This window comes from Nocardia sp. CA-120079, assembly GCF_050955745.1.
Lineage (GTDB): Bacteria > Actinomycetota > Actinomycetes > Mycobacteriales > Mycobacteriaceae > Nocardia.
On sequence record NZ_CP192088.1, the window covers coordinates 2,975,603 to 2,989,292 of the forward strand.

The 13,690-nt window shown below is 65.9% G+C and carries 14 protein-coding genes; 7 read left to right on the plus strand and 7 right to left on the minus strand.

Going from position 1 to position 13,690, the window contains the following annotated elements:
- Window positions 1-14 precede the first annotated feature (14 nt).
- The 4 genes from ACQPYR_RS13455 to ACQPYR_RS13470 form a co-directional block, all read right to left on the minus strand.
- Window positions 15-1,370 carry a cytochrome P450 gene (locus ACQPYR_RS13455; protein WP_433631864.1) on the minus strand — a complete coding sequence of 452 codons (1,356 nt, stop codon included), beginning with the start codon at window positions 1,368-1,370 and terminating at the stop codon, window positions 15-17.
- Window positions 1,371-1,381: 11 nt separating this feature from the next.
- Window positions 1,382-1,576 carry a ferredoxin gene (locus ACQPYR_RS13460; protein WP_063039407.1) on the minus strand — a complete coding sequence of 65 codons (195 nt, stop codon included), beginning with the start codon at window positions 1,574-1,576 and terminating at the stop codon, window positions 1,382-1,384.
- A gap of 14 nt (window positions 1,577-1,590) precedes the next feature.
- Window positions 1,591-2,451, minus strand: a complete 861-nt coding sequence (locus ACQPYR_RS13465) for a mycofactocin-coupled SDR family oxidoreductase (protein WP_433631867.1) — start codon at window positions 2,449-2,451, stop codon at window positions 1,591-1,593.
- Between the two features lie 61 nt (window positions 2,452-2,512).
- Window positions 2,513-3,220, minus strand: coding sequence for an SDR family NAD(P)-dependent oxidoreductase (locus ACQPYR_RS13470; protein WP_433631870.1), 708 nt, complete (start codon window positions 3,218-3,220; stop codon window positions 2,513-2,515).
- Window positions 3,221-3,439: 219 nt separating this feature from the next.
- Between ACQPYR_RS13470 and ACQPYR_RS13475 the strand changes: the two genes are divergently transcribed.
- Genes ACQPYR_RS13475 through ACQPYR_RS13495 form a run of 5 tightly spaced genes read left to right on the plus strand, consistent with a single transcriptional unit; the run spans window position 3,440 to window position 8,908 of the window.
- Window positions 3,440-4,921 (plus strand): aldehyde dehydrogenase family protein, encoded by a 1,482-nt coding sequence (locus tag ACQPYR_RS13475; RefSeq protein ID WP_433631872.1) that lies wholly within the window; start codon window positions 3,440-3,442, stop codon window positions 4,919-4,921.
- Window positions 4,918-6,159, plus strand: coding sequence for a CaiB/BaiF CoA transferase family protein (locus tag ACQPYR_RS13480; protein ID WP_433631875.1), 1,242 nt, complete (start codon window positions 4,918-4,920; stop codon window positions 6,157-6,159). The genes ACQPYR_RS13475 and ACQPYR_RS13480 overlap by 4 nt, the downstream gene beginning before the upstream one ends.
- A 15-nt stretch (window positions 6,160-6,174) precedes the next feature.
- A complete protein-coding gene (locus tag ACQPYR_RS13485; RefSeq protein ID WP_433631878.1) occupies window positions 6,175-7,356 on the plus strand; it encodes an OB-fold domain-containing protein in 1,182 nt (393 codons plus the stop codon).
- A complete protein-coding gene (locus tag ACQPYR_RS13490) occupies window positions 7,344-8,504 on the plus strand; it encodes a thiolase C-terminal domain-containing protein (RefSeq protein ID WP_433631881.1) in 1,161 nt (386 codons plus the stop codon). Before ACQPYR_RS13485 ends, ACQPYR_RS13490 begins: the two co-directional genes overlap by 13 nt.
- Window positions 8,501-8,908: a hypothetical protein gene (locus ACQPYR_RS13495; RefSeq protein WP_433631883.1), complete on the plus strand. Its 408-nt coding sequence runs from the start codon at window positions 8,501-8,503 to the stop codon at window positions 8,906-8,908. The genes ACQPYR_RS13490 and ACQPYR_RS13495 overlap by 4 nt, the downstream gene beginning before the upstream one ends.
- On the opposite strand, the gene ACQPYR_RS13500 is transcribed toward ACQPYR_RS13495, so the two are convergent.
- A complete protein-coding gene (locus ACQPYR_RS13500; RefSeq protein WP_433631886.1) occupies window positions 8,909-10,312 on the minus strand; it encodes an acyl-CoA reductase in 1,404 nt (467 codons plus the stop codon).
- Window positions 10,309-11,658: a hypothetical protein gene (locus ACQPYR_RS13505; protein ID WP_433631888.1), complete on the minus strand. Its 1,350-nt coding sequence runs from the start codon at window positions 11,656-11,658 to the stop codon at window positions 10,309-10,311. The genes ACQPYR_RS13500 and ACQPYR_RS13505 overlap by 4 nt, the downstream gene beginning before the upstream one ends.
- A gap of 108 nt (window positions 11,659-11,766) precedes the next feature.
- On the opposite strand from ACQPYR_RS13505, the gene ACQPYR_RS13510 reads away from it, so the two are divergent.
- Entirely contained in the window at window positions 11,767-12,414 is a 648-nt protein-coding gene (locus tag ACQPYR_RS13510; protein ID WP_433631891.1) for a TetR/AcrR family transcriptional regulator, read from the plus strand.
- A gap of 15 nt (window positions 12,415-12,429) precedes the next feature.
- On the plus strand, window positions 12,430-13,311 hold the full coding sequence (locus tag ACQPYR_RS13515; RefSeq protein ID WP_433631894.1) for an SDR family NAD(P)-dependent oxidoreductase: 882 nt from the start codon (window positions 12,430-12,432) through the stop codon (window positions 13,309-13,311).
- A gap of 81 nt (window positions 13,312-13,392) precedes the next feature.
- Here ACQPYR_RS13515 and ACQPYR_RS13520 read toward each other — a convergent pair whose 3' ends face one another.
- On the minus strand, window positions 13,393-13,689 hold the full coding sequence (locus ACQPYR_RS13520; protein ID WP_433631896.1) for a hypothetical protein: 297 nt from the start codon (window positions 13,687-13,689) through the stop codon (window positions 13,393-13,395).
- Between the last annotated feature and the right edge of the window lies 1 nt (window position 13,690).

The window sequence follows — 13,690 nt, forward strand, 5'->3', positions numbered from 1 at the left end:
CCTCGCTCTTTTCGTCAGATCTGGGCGTCGCCCTTGCGCACGGTGACCGGTTCGGCCAGCCGCTGCTCATCGCAGACACGCTGCAGTTTCGCCAGGGTTTCGTCGAGTCCGGCGCCCAGCCGGGGACCGGGGGTGAAGGTCGCAGGCAGATGCCGCATGCCCTGGATGACGCCGATGGTGTCGTAATGTACGGCGTCCTCGGGAGCGCAGCGATAGTCCGGCATCCGGTCGAACACCGCGAGCAGCATTCGCTTGAACACCATGCGCGCCATATTGGAGCCGATGCAGCGGTGCACGCCGAGACCGAAACTGTAGTGCCGGTTGCCCCGGCGTTCCATATCGATCTCATTGGGGTTGTCGAACACCTCGGGATCCCGGTTGGCCATCGCCCACGACAGCCACAGCCGCTCACCCTCGGCGAACTGCTTGCCCCCGACCTCGCAATCCTGGGCGAAGGTACGGCCGTCACCCGGTGCGGGGGCGAAGTAGCGCAGGAACTCCTCGGTCGCGGAATCCAGGATGAGATCGCGTTCGCGGCTGAGCAATTCGCGCTGACCCGGATTCTCCGACAGCCATTCCAGTGCGTGTGCGGTGAGCGCGGTGGTGGTGTCGAAGCCGCCGCCGATAATGAGGCTGAGCATGCCGAGCGCGTCCATATCGGAGATCGGCTCGCCGTTCAGGGTGGACTCCGCGACGGCGTGCAGCATGCCCGGCCGCGGATTCTGTTTGACCTCCAGATAATTCGTCAGCAGGTCAAGGCCCATGGCACGGTGCATTTCGGCGATGCGCGGGGTGTCCGGCGAATCCGGTGGGGTGTACACCGAGGCGTGCGCCGGTTCGTTGTAGATGGTCCACTTGTCCAGGGGGATGCCCAGCATCGCGAGGGTGAGCACCGCGGGCACGATATTGGCCAGCTCGTCGACGAAATCGATACTGCCGCTTTCGATCTGCTCGTCGATGCTGGCGCGCACGATTTCGTCGACGAACGGAATCCAGCGCTGCACCGCCGCGGGGGACAGGTACGGATTCAGTGCCGAGCGCAGTTCCCGCTGTTCGGGCGGGTCCATTTCCAGGATGCCCGCGCGAATGCCCTGGCCGCGTTCCGGTGTCGGAATGGAAATCCCCTTGTAGCCACGACGTTCACCGTTGGGGTCGTTGTCGTTGGAGATGTGCGGGCAGCGGGCCAGTTCGAACACTTCGCGGTTACCGGCGGCCACCCAGTGCCCGCCGTAGGTTTCGGTCCAGGCGACCGGGCACTCGCTCTGCATCTGCTGGGTGATGTCGACGAACTGTCCGCGATATTGCGGGGTGTGTCGATCGAAATGAAATTGCGGCTGTCTGCGCTCGGCATCGGATGCGATATCGGTCATCGGCGGTTCCTCTATTCGGTGCTGGAGATCGCCCGCTCGGGGCAGGACCGGACGGCCTCGCGCACGTTGTCCTGCTGATCGGCTGGAACGTCTTCGCTGACCGGTGACGAATGCCCGTCGATTTCACTGAGTTCGAACACTTTCGGGGCGATCATCGCGCACAGCGTGTGCCCCTGGCAGCGTTCGTCATCGACTCGAACCTTCACGGTATTTCTTCCCTTCAGACGCGGTAGTCGTACCACTTCAGATAGCCGCCGGCGTCGACCCGCAGTTGGGTACCGGTGATGAAACGGGACTCGTCGGAGGCCAGGAACAACACCGCGTTGCTGATCTCCGCCGGATCGACAAAGGGGACCGGCATGGCCTGCTGCACGAAGAAGGCGGGTTCGGCGTCCGCGCGGGTGGGATGTTCGAGATCCGGCCGGAACGACCGGTACATCGGCTCGCTGTGCAGCATGGGGGTGTCGCAGTTGGTCGGGTGCACGACATTGGCCCGAATACTGCTCGGGGCCAAGTGTGTGGCGATCTCGTGGATATATTGCGACAGAAGGCGTTTGGCGACCATATAGGCGACACCGCCCGGATCCTTGCCCGGCTGGTCGACTTTCGAGAAGTCCATCAGCGCCGCGGTCGAGCCGGTGGCGATGATCGATGCGCCCGCGCCGAGATGCGGCAGCGCCGCCTGTACGGCATTGATGACGCCGAGCAGGTTGGTATCGATGACATCGGTCCAGGCCTGCCACTGCGGCTCGCCCTTCATACCGGCGATGCCTGCCTGTGCCACCACGATGTCGAGATGGCCGAATTCGGCGATACCGCGTTCGATCGCCGCGGTGAGCTGCGCTCGGTCGCGCACGTCGGCCTGTTCGGCGATGATGCGCCGTCCGGTTTTCTCGACGAGACGGGTGGTCTCCTCGAGATCCTCCGGTCGCGACAGCGAGTACTGGATGCTGTCGATATCGCGGCAGATATCCACCGCGATGATGTCGGCACCCTCCTCCGCAAGCTTGACCGCATGACTGCGGCCCTGGCCTCGCGCGGCTCCGGTGACGAAGGCGACCTTGCCCTCCACACGTCCCACGGCTCTTCCTTTCGGTCCTACTTCTGCTGGGCTGCACCGTCCATGCCTGGCACGGACGGGTTCAGGTATTGCGGCCGCCGTTGACGCCGAGGATCTGTCCGGTGATGTAGCCGGCGTCCTCGGAGATCAGGAACGAGCAGGCGGCGGCGATATCGGCGGGGCGGCCGACCCGGCGCACCGGGGTGCGCTGGATGTGCTCCTCGATGGTTCCGCCGAGCAACTGCTTGTCCTCGGACCGGCGCAGCATGGGGGTATCGATGAAGCCCGGCGGCACCGCGTTGACGGTGATCCCGTACGGCCCCAGTTCCAGCGCAAGCGATTTGGTGAGGCCGTTGAGTCCGGACTTGGCCGCCACGTACGCCGCCATGAACGGCTGGCCGGAGTGGGTACTGGAGGAGGAGATATTGACGATGCGTCCCCAGTTCGCGGCTGTCATATCCGGCAGGACCGCTTGGACGGTGTGGAATACGCCGTGCAGGTTGACATCGATGATGCGCTGCCACTCCTCGAAGGTGAGGTTGTGGAAGCGGCGGTACTTCTCGATTCCGGCGGCATTGACCAGCACGGTGATCGGGCCCAGTTTGGTGCGCACGTCGGTCAACGCCTCGGCGATCTCGTCCGGCTTCGTCACGTCGACCTGATAGGCGAAATCGTCCTCGGCGGACGGGTTCAGGTCGAGGGTGGCGACGTGCAGGCCGTCAGCGCGCAGGCGCTCGACGATGCCGAGGCCGATGCCCGAGGCGCCTCCGGTGACCACAGCGGTTTTCACGCAAGAATCTCCCTTCCGAATGATGAGAACCGTACTCTCGCGTCGAGCTTAAACGCAAGACTTCCCGGGTGATGCGGGATATCGACATGCGAACGCCAACTACATCCATGCGCTGACAGGTGTTGCCTATTTCGGAATGTTGCTACAGTCTCGCGATCGGCGAATGTAAGATTCTCCAACAGCGAGAATGAAGTTTCCATGCGCAGTCGAGGAGACCGGATGTCAGTGCAAGAAGAAGTGGCCGCCAGGACGGAGCAGATTCCGACCCGGCGGCTGCTCGTCGACGGACAGTTGATCGAGACCGGGCACACGCTCGCTTCGCTCAATCCCGCGACGGGCGAGGTGTACGGGTACGCACCGGAGGCGGGCCTCACCGAGACCGACGCGGCCATCGCCGCGGCCCGGCGGGCCTTCGACACCACGACCTGGGCCACCGACGCCGCATTCCGCGCGCACTGCCTCGAACAGCTCTACCAGGCCTTTCGCGATAACGTCGAAGAATTGCGGGAGCTGACGATCGCGGAGGTCGGCGCGACCAGGCAGCTCACGCACGGTAACCAGCTCGAGATCCCCTTCGAGATCGTCCGCTTCTACGCCGGACTGCTGTCGAAGTTCTCCTTCACCGAGGACCTCGGCGATATCGAAATCCGCGGTCAGCGCCATCGGCGCTGGGTCGAGAAGGAAGCCGCGGGCGTGGTGTCGGCCATCGCCGCATACAACTATCCGCATCAGCTCGCATTGGCCAAGCTCGCGCCCGCGCTCGCGGGCGGTTGCACGGTGGTGCTCAAGGGCGCACCGGATACGCCGCTGGCCACCCTGGCGCTCGGCGAGATCATCGCGCGCCACACCGACATCCCCGCCGGTGTGGTCAATGTGCTCACCTCCTCGGATGTGGCTGTGGGCGAACGGATGACGACGCATCCCGACGTAGACGTGGTCACCTTCACCGGTTCGACGCCGGTGGGACGCAAGATCATGGCGGCCGCGAGTGAGACGCTCAAGCGGGTATTCCTCGAGCTCGGCGGCAAGTCGGCCGCGATCATGCTCGACGACGCCGACTACCCGACGGCGGCGCAATTCGCGGCGTTCAGCATTGTCAACCACGCCGGCCAGGGTTGTGCACTGACGTCCAGGCTGCTGGTGCCGCGCAAGGATCACGATGCGATCGTCGAGATGGTCGCGCAGAACTTCGCGCATGTCCGCTACGGCGACCCCGGCGATCCGAAAACCTATATGGGCCCATTGATCAGCGAGCGCCAGCGCGACAAGGTCGACGGGTTGGTGCAGCGCGCCGTAGCAGCAGGTGCCCAACTGGTGACCGGTGGCAAGAAGGTCGATCCGGGCTTCTTCTACCTGCCGACACTGCTGGCAGGTGTCGATCCGGACAGCGAAATCGCCCAGGAGGAGGTCTTCGGGCCGGTGCTCGCGGTGATCCCGTACGAGGACGACGACGATGCCGTACGTATCGCGAACAACTCGATCTACGGTCTGTCCGGCGGTGTTTTCAGCGCCGACGAGGAGCGGGCGCTCGCGGTGGCGCGGCGCATCCGCACCGGCACCATGAGCATCAACGGTGGCAACTACTTCGCCGCCGACGCGCCCTTCGGCGGTTATAAACAGTCCGGCATCGGCCGGGAGATGGGAGTCGACGGGTTGACGGAATTCCTGGAGATCAAGACCTTCGCGGCGGCGGTCCGATGAGCGAGCGCAGCGAGCGAACAATCAACACAGCCGGGGGACCACTCGACGGGATCCGCGTCCTCGAGGTCGCGATGTACGGGTTCGTGCCGTCGGCGGGCGCCGTGCTCTCCGACTGGGGTGCGGACGTGATCAAGGTCGAGCACGCGGTCACCGGTGACCCGCAGCGCGGGCTGCGTCAGATCGCCACCTTCAAGGTGGAGGGCGACCCCAATCCCAATGTGGAGCATGCCAATCGGGGCAAGCGCAGCATCGGGGTCGATATGTCGGTGCCGGAGGGCCGGGCGGTGATCCACGACCTGGCCGAGACCGCGGACGTATTCCTGACCAGTTTCCTGCCGCAGCACCGAAGCAAGTTCGGCATCGACGTCGATGACATTCGCGCGGTGAACCCGAAGATCATCTATGCCCGCGGCAGCGGGCTCGGCCCGCGCGGTGCGGAGGCCGATAAGGGCGGCTACGACATGACCGCCTACTGGTGCCGCGGCAGCGTCGCCGCCACTATCACCCCGCCCGATATCGACGGGCTGATCCCTCCACCCGGTCCGGCATTCGGCGACACCATCTCCGGAACCAATTTGGCGGGCGGCATCGCGGCCGCGCTGCTGAAGCGGGAACGCACGGGCGAGCCGTCGATCGTGGATGTGTCGTTGCTGAGCAGCGGGCTGTGGTCGATGGGGCACACCATCGCGCTCTCGGCGTATATGGGGGAGCCGCTGCGGGCGTTCCCGACCGGGTCACACGGTTCGCCGTCGAATCCGCTGTCGGGGTTGTACGCAACCAAGGACGGTCGGTACCTGTCGCTGGTCATGTTGCAGCCCGGCAAATTCTGGGGCGACGTATGCAAACATATCGACCGGCCGGACCTCGCGGAGGATCCGCGATTCGCCGATGCCGCCGCAATCGCGACCAATACCGCTGTGGCCGTGGAGATCCTGCGCGAGGTGTTCGCCACCCGGACGCTCGCCGAGTGGACCGAGCGTTTCGCGACCCTGTCCGGGCCGTGGGCGCCGGTGCAGGACGCGCTCCAGGCGATCGACGATCCGCAGGTGCAGGCGAACGAATATGTCAGCAAAGCCGGTGAGCTGCAACTGGTTTCGAGTCCGGTGCAGTTCGATCTCACCGCGCCCGACCTGCGTCCCGGCCCGGAATTCGCCGCGCAGACCGACGAGGTCCTGCTCGAACTCGGCCTGGACTGGGACCGCATCATCGCGCTCAAAACCGCCGGTGCGATCACGTAATTCGCTGGAGTACCCATGACCTACATCGCTTCGATAGGGACCTACCTGCCGTGCTGGGGCGCCCAGCGCCATCGGGTGCTCGGCGACGACGAGGACGCGATCACCCTGGCCGTGGCGGCCGGTCGCGCCGCGCTGCACGACGCCGGTCCGGTGGAACGGGTGATTGTGGTCAGTCGTGATCTGCCGCTGGTGGGAAGCAGTAATGCCGCGGTCCTGCTGGCGGGGCTGGGGCTGGATCCGGAACTGGAGGTGATCGAGCGGCTCGGCGGCGCGCCCGCCACCCTCGACTCGCTCAGTTCCGCCCGGCCGCGCACCCTGATCATCGGGGTCGATACCGATCCTGCGGGTGCGGCCGCGGCAATGGTGTCCGATCACGGCCTGCAGGTGCGCACCGCCGCCCGGGTGGCGCGCAGCCTGCCGGTGCGCACCCGCAATGCCGTTGGGGCCGTGCACGATTACGGCGATCCGAGACTATTGCACACGCGCGGCTTGTTGGCCTCGCTGGCTGCGGCCTGGCTGGACACGCCGGTAGCGGTGGCCGGCGTCGACGACAAGCAGGCGGCCGCGCTGTGTCTGGGCGGTCCGCCGTCGCTGCCGACGGTGGGCGCCAGCGCCGGGCTGTTCGCCTTGGCGGCCATGGCCGAATGGGGCAGCACGGGTCTGCTGGTGGGGGTGGAGCAGGCCAGCCTGTCCGGCATCACGGTCGCCACCGGTACGGCCGTGCTGCACCGTCGCGAGTCGACGGCCAGAGAGCTGCCCGAAGGCGACCTGTGGCCCGGATCCGAGATTCCGATCTCGCTGGCCGCCTACGAGCGCGCATTCGAGGCGAAAGTGCGCTGGGAGGCCGGAAAACACTCCGGCAGTGCTGAACTGGACTTCCCGCCGCGCTATCGGGTCGCCGCGGACGGCGGTCTGAGCACCGACTACACCCTGGTGCCGCTGCCGCGCACCGGCACCGTGTACACCGAGGCCACCGTCGCGATACCGGTGCCGGGGCTGAGAAGTCCGTACACCCTGGTGATCATCGAACTCGACGGTGTCGGGGTGCGGGCGCTGGCGAAGGTGACCGGCACCGATCCGGGCACCGTGGCGATCGGGGACCGCGGCCGCATGGTGCTGCGCCGGGTCGCGGTGCGCTCGGGGGTGCCCGATTACGGATACGCATTCGAACCGGAGGTCGCGCGGTGCGGGAAGTAGCCATTGTCGGTGCGGGTATGACGCCCTTCGCCGAGCATTTCGCCCTCGGCGTCAAGGATCTGGTGCCGATGGCATTCGCCGAATGCGCCGCCAGCATCGACAAGGGGCTGGCCACCTCCGATCTGCAGGCGGCCTGGTTCGGTGCGATGGGCAATACCGACGGATTCCCGGCCGGGATTGTCGCCGATGCGCTCGGGCTGCCGGATCTGCCGGTGACCCGGGTCGAAAACTCCTGTGCGACAGGCAATGACGCGGTGCGCAATGCCCTGTTCGGCATCGCCTCCGGTGCTTTCGACGTTGCCCTCGTCGTCGGCGCGGACAAGTTGCGCGAGACCGCGCAGAAGGACATGCTGTGGGAATGGGAGGCGATGGCGCGCGATATGGCCTGGGACTACCCACTCGGCCTGATCGCGCCCGTCGGATTCGCGCTGCACGTGGCCCGATATCTGCACGAATCGCCCGCGACCAGAGAGCATTTGGCCATGGTCGCGGTGAAGAACCACCGGCACGGTGTACGTAATCCCAAGGCCCGCTTGCGTTTCGAGATCAGCCTGGAACAGGCGCTGGCAGCGCCGATCGTGGCCGGACCGTTCGGGCTCTACGACTGCGCACCGCAGAGCGACGGTGCGGCGGCGCTGGTGCTCGCCGCGGCGGATGTGGTCGACCGCTACACCGATCGTCCGGTGTGGATCCGCGGCGTCGGCCTCGGGCTGGATTCGGTGATGCATCAGCACAAGCGGGATATGACGACCTTCCCGGCCACCGTGCGAGCCGCGAAGGCGGCTTTCGGGATGGCGGGTCTGACTCCCGCGGATATCGATGTCGCCGAGGTGCACGACTTCTTCACCGGTATCGAACTGATCAGCTACGAGGACCTCGGCTTCGCCGAGCGATTCGGGGCCGCGAAACTGATCGAGAGCGGGGTCACCGAGGTCGGCGGCGCCCTTCCGGTGAATCCGAGTGGCGGCCTGAAGGCCAAGGGACATCCGCCGGGGGCGACCGGAGTGGCCCAGTGCGTCGAGTTGTTCGAGCAGTTGCGCGGTACGGCGGTCAATCAGGTCGACGGTGCGCGGATCGGCTTGGCGCACAACCTCGGTGGGCCGACCGCGGTGTCGGCGGTGACGATCCTGGAAGGACCCGGCGCTTGACCGCAGTGGCCGTCGCGCTGGTTTCGGGCAGCCCGAAGAGTCGCCGTGCCGTATTGGAGCGGGCCGCGCGGTGGGTCGGCGCCACCGGCACCGTGCACGTCGTCTGCGACGGGATCTCGCCGTCGATGCTCTTCGGATCCATCGCACTGAGCGGACTGTTCGTCGACGCCTCCGGGCTCGAGGACGCGGACTTCACCAGCACCGCCCGTATTCTCTCGCGACACGGCTGTGGCTGGAATTGGTGGTGGGGGCCGGTCGGCGCGCACGCCGTCGCGGTGCGGCGGGCCGCGGCGCTCGGCGCGGTCATGGTGCTGCCGACCCGATCGCTGATGTTCCAGGTGCGGGTCGCGGTGCGGCTGCCCGATGCGCACCACGACCTCGCCAAAGGTAAAAGGTCGGGCTAGCTAATCCGGTGCGACTCCGTCTTCGTGCGCCATCCAGTGCACGAAACGGTGCAGCGGGTACATCGCGTCGTGCGGGTTGCCGATCGTGCTCGGTCCGGCTTCGCCGAGGCGGACGATGCGCTGGGCGCCGCCGCTGGCCAGCCGGTCGCGGTAGTCGGCCATCCGGTCGAACGGAAAGAAGCCGACCGTCTGCGTCGCCACATTGACGTACTTCATCGCCGTGTCGAGGCTGTCCACGCGAACGACGTTGGCGGTCTTGTTGATCGGGTGGAAGTCCACCGGTTCGTCGGAACGAATCACCAGGCCCTTGCCGTCGGTCTGTCCCCAGACCTGGAACTCGTCGTCGAGCATCATCAGGGCGTCGATCTGCTCGCGCAAATCGATATCGAGCGGTCGGGTGTCGCCCGATCCCGCGGCCTTGTCGACGATGCGGGCGTGCAGCCGGGCGCAGAAGCGGTCGGCATCGGCCTGATCGGCCTCGACATAGACGAAACGGCTTGCGACGCAGGCCTCCTGGTTGAGCACCATCACATCGGTGGCCGCGAGTTCGGCCGCCCGGTCGAGCGACTCGTCCGAGGCGAAGGCCTCCCGGCCGACCATCGAGATCGACGTCTTGGGGTCGAAGGACACCAGTTGGAAGCCCGGCCCGAGGTATTTGATCACGTTGTCGATCGCATCACCGCCACCCCAGGCGACGATCTTGTCGAAATACTGCGGCCGGTACAGCACCCGTTCCACCGCATCGTCGCCACCGCGCCAGTAGAGCGCGGACATCGACCGCACAATGGCGTGGTCGGGATCGATATCGGCCATGGTCCGCAGGATCGCGACCGTGGTGAACGGATCACTCGACGACATCTTGAACAGATTGACCGCCTTGACCAGCGCGCCGTGGGCAATGGACTTGACCGCGACGCCGGGGGAGTTGCCGGGCAGCACATGGATCAGCCTGGGTGCGAAGGCCCGCACGAAACTCTGGCGACCGGTGAAGTCCCGCTTGGGAATCCACTCGTCCAGCGCCCGCGGGTCCGGAAAATTCTGTTCGACCACGGTCTCGAGCAACCGCTTGTCGAGATAGCCCGCCGCACCGATGACCTGTGCCTGCAGCACGGCGCGCGGCAGCACATGGGTGGACGACATCCGGTCGATGCAGTCGCGCACGAACGGGTTTTCGGGGGCGCGCAGTTGTCTCCCGGTCTCGACCAGGAAATCGATGATCTCCGCGAGCGGAACGTTCAGCAGCGGCGGCACCTGGGTGCGCGGATGCACTGCGCGGTCCATCGGGACGCGCGGTGTCGCGAAGGTTACCCCCAGATCGCGCGAGCGATGCGTGACGTCGTCACCCTCGAGCAATTCGCCGCGCAGGAAGAACGGCGCGGCCGCCACGGTGTCGGCGATGGTCATGACAGGCCCCTGACGTACGCGTCGACCGTGCCGGCGCAGCCGATCTTGTCGTCGCCCTTGGTATCGGCGTATCGCACGATGTCATTGCGGATCGACGGGCCCTTGTTGCCACAGGCGCAGGGGTCGACGTCGAGTGCGATCTTGTCGCCGGTGATGATCCCGCCCCAGCGTCCGTCCAGTGAGAGATCGAAAAATGCGGCGCGGCCTTCGATTTCACCGGATTCGTGCGGCAGCAGGGTCGCACCGTCCTGGTCGAGGATGAACGGCACAATCCATGGTGGTATGTGATAGCGATCGCCCTTGCGGCACTTGGGCATTCCGGAATTGAGTTCTTGCATCGAGTAGTTCTGGAAGTCTCGGTCGGCCGGGATATTGAAGGTCTGGTGGACGAATTGCTGGTAGTCCGGCGGCAATTGGGCGCGCTTGAGCCCGCCGCCGACGTAGAGGCAGTTGTCGGGGTGGAAGTCGGTGGCGGAGTAGCCCATATCCCGGACGATCGCGGCCACCTGGTACAGCGCATTCCACATGCCCGAGATATAGAGCTTGTCGGCGCGGTATCGCACCAGCGCCTCGGCACCAGCGATCATCGCTTTGTCGAGCGCCTCCTGCCGATTCCGAGAGGTGCGGTCGAAATCGGCCAGTTCCTCCGGCCGGGCGGTACCGTCGGCGATCTTCTTGCGCAGCACCACCATTTTGGTCAGCGAGCCGACGGTGATCGGTGGAATAGGCAGGCGGAAACGCTCTTTGGCCGGATCACCGAACGCCGCTTGCTGGGCCGCGGCGATGACCGCGTTCTTCGGCACGGATGCGGTCGCGGCGATCCCGACCATCCGCCGATCCTGTGCGGGCCGCACACCCGAACCCCAGGAGAAGACATTGACCGTATCCTTGCGCGACCATTCCATATCCCGCGCCGAGGCGAGCAGCATGGCCGACTTGCCGGTCGTTCCGCTGGAACAGGAGACGTAATGGCCTGCGGCCTGCAGCCGCCCGATCCAGTCGTCGATATCGGCGATGTCGGAGGTCTCGATCGGGCTGATGGGGTAGGGCGATACGGTGCCGAGCCACTTGCCGAGCCGGTCCCACTTCTCCTCGATCAAAAAGCTTTCCGGATAGCTCTTGTAGACCGAGTGCGGGAACAGCAGCGGCACCATATCCGCGCGGTCGTGGATCTCGGTGATACCGGCTTCCCGCGCGCGGTGGCCGAGCAGCTTGATCCGGTCGTGGTGTTGTCGGAGTTTCTCATCGAGTGCCGCGACCTGGGTTTCCCGAAGGTCGGCGGCGGAGTGGTCGAAGCGATCGGCGGCATCGGCCAGTTGTGTCAGGGTTTCGATGGCTGAGCTCACGGGGGTCCTTCCCGGTGACGTTGCCCGCTAGAAAAATGGCAACTCATGCGTATCATTATTAGCGATCGGAGGCACGATGACGCAAGCGGCAATTTCGTGGAGGCGGCGATGACTGAGGTCGGTCCGCCCATTCGGCGTGCGGCCGGGCGGCCTACCCGGGCTGAGGCCGAGGCGCGGCACGAGGAATTGCTCGACACCGCACTGGATCTGTTCCTGGAGCACGGCTACGAGCTGACGACCATCGAGATGATCGCCGGTCGCGTGAACATGACCAAACGCACCGTCTACGCCCGCTATCCCGACAAGGCATCGCTGTTCCTCGCCGCCGTCCGGCGCGCCATCGAGCGACAGGTCGTACCCGCGGACGTGCTCGCGGGCTTCGACAACGGCGATCTGGCCGAGACGCTGACCGCGGTCGCCCGGCTGCGGATCGACCAGGTGATGACGCCGAACGGGCTACGCCTGCAACGCATTATCAATACCGAAAGCTATCGCTTTCCTGAGATTTTCGTCGCCAACTACGAACTGAGCGCCGGACCGGTGGTCGACTTCGTCGCGGGTGTCCTCGACCGCGCGATCACCGCAGCGACGATCGTGCCGACCAACTCCGGGCAGGCCGCCCGCGCCTTCATGAGCATGGTCGTCGGCGGCCAGGTGCGCTCCATCGTGGCCGGTCGCCCGCCAACTCCCGAACAACTCGACGAGCGGGTCCAATTCACCGTCGGTCTCCTGCTCGACGGCCTGCGGCCCCGCTGAAATGACCGAGAGGCAATGACTTTGACATTCGAGGCAGATCGTCCGGTCGCGGTGGTGACCGGAGCCAGTTCCGGCATCGGCGCATCGACCGCCGAAAAGCTGGTGGCACGCGGCTGGCAGGTGATCGGTGTCGGACGCGATCGACAGCGTTGTGCGGCCGCGCGAACGCGGATCACGGCCGCCGCGCGCGACGGCGGCGGCTTCGACATGGTGCGCGCCGACTTCACCCTGATGACGGAGGTGGCGTATGTGGCTGCCGAGATCGCGAGCCGCACAACGCGTCTGGATGTGCTGATCAACAATGCGGGTGGCGTGCGGGATCGGCAGATCATCACCTCCGAAGGCGCCGAGGCGACCTTCGCGGTCAACCACCTCGCCCCGTTCCTACTCACCAGAGAACTGACGCCGCTGCTGCGGAAGAGTGCGGCGGGCCTGCCATCGGGATCGGTGCGTGTACTCGCCGTATCGTCGAGCGCGCACCGTGCGACCGAGGGCTTCGATTGGGCGGATCCGCAGAGCCTGAACGACTTTCACCCGACAGCGGCCTACTGCCGTGCGAAACTCGCCAATATTCTGTTCACCCGCGAACTGGCGCGACGTGCGGCACCTGACCGCATCGTCGCGCAGGCCATGCATCCGGGTGTCGTCGCCAGTAACTTCGCCACACACGGCGATGCGGCGATGCGAGCACATATGGCCGCGGCCGATACGGTGGCGCCGGATGAACCGGCCGACACTCTGGTGTGGCTGGCCACCGATCCCGAGGGCGGTCGCGACGGTGGGCGTTACTTCTACCGGAAGACAGTGGAAACACCGGCCCCCGTCGCCCTCGACGATGCCGCCGCCACCCGCCTCTGGGCCGAAAGCGAGCGGCTGCTCGCCGATCTCGGGTTCTGAGGACATGCGAATCGCGGTCCGTTGCGTGCGGGGTTCGGGTGGAGACATGCTGCACGATCAGGGTTGCCTCGCGGCTGCGGGTCAGATCGGCTCCCAGATCGTCATCCGCGTATTGGCCGGATCGATCGATGGGCTGAGCCGCATCCGGCCGTCCTTGGACCGGGCCATCAGTTCCTTGATCACGGTGTCGATATCACCGTCGATGTCGTAGACCGCCAGATATTCGGCGGGCTGGTCCTCGGTGGTCCGAAGACGATGGCGCGTACAGGATTTCACGCCATCGATGGCGAGCATCTCGGGTACGTGGACTTCGCTGTACCAGGTGTTGTATTCCTCGTCCCGGCCGGGCTGCGGGCGGGAGAAGACCATCAACTGCATA